The organism is Flavobacterium bomense (genome assembly GCF_003970355.1).
Genome location: NZ_RYDJ01000091.1, coordinates 1 through 456, shown reverse-complemented (window position 1 = coordinate 456; position 456 = coordinate 1). Strand labels below are relative to the sequence as shown.

1 pseudogene is annotated in these 456 nt (G+C 32.5%); it reads right to left on the bottom strand.

Annotated elements, in window-relative coordinates:
- Positions 1 to 223 precede the first annotated feature (223 nt).
- A pseudogene (locus EKL98_RS15755) lies at positions 224 to 456 on the bottom strand (amidophosphoribosyltransferase); the annotation flags it as partial.

Here is a 456-nt window from a genome sequence, read left to right as displayed (position 1 = left end):
AAAATATTTTTTATCTCTGCGTTGATTTCCCTTTTGGGGTTAGAGGCTTTGACTTCATTCCACTAAAAAAGGTGGAACCTCTTCCACCTTTTTTGCCCAAGATTTACCATAAACTTAACCTACTAATATTATGGTGAGACAAATATATATTGAAATACTGTTTTGCACAAGTTTTTTAGACGAAATACTAAAATACTCGATGAAATACTAAAACATCAACTTATTAATAAGCTCTTGCATCTTTTCCCTCATAAAAATTCATAAACGCCTTATTTACAACACGATTACCTCCAGGTGTTGGATAATCACCAGTAAAATACCAGTCCCCTAAATTCTTTGGACAAGCAATATGTAAATTTTCAACGGTTTGAAAAATAATTTTAACTTCGGCATTGATTTCAGGCGAACTTAAGAGTTCTGCTATTTTATTAGAAACTTCTTGTGGTTGGAATGGAG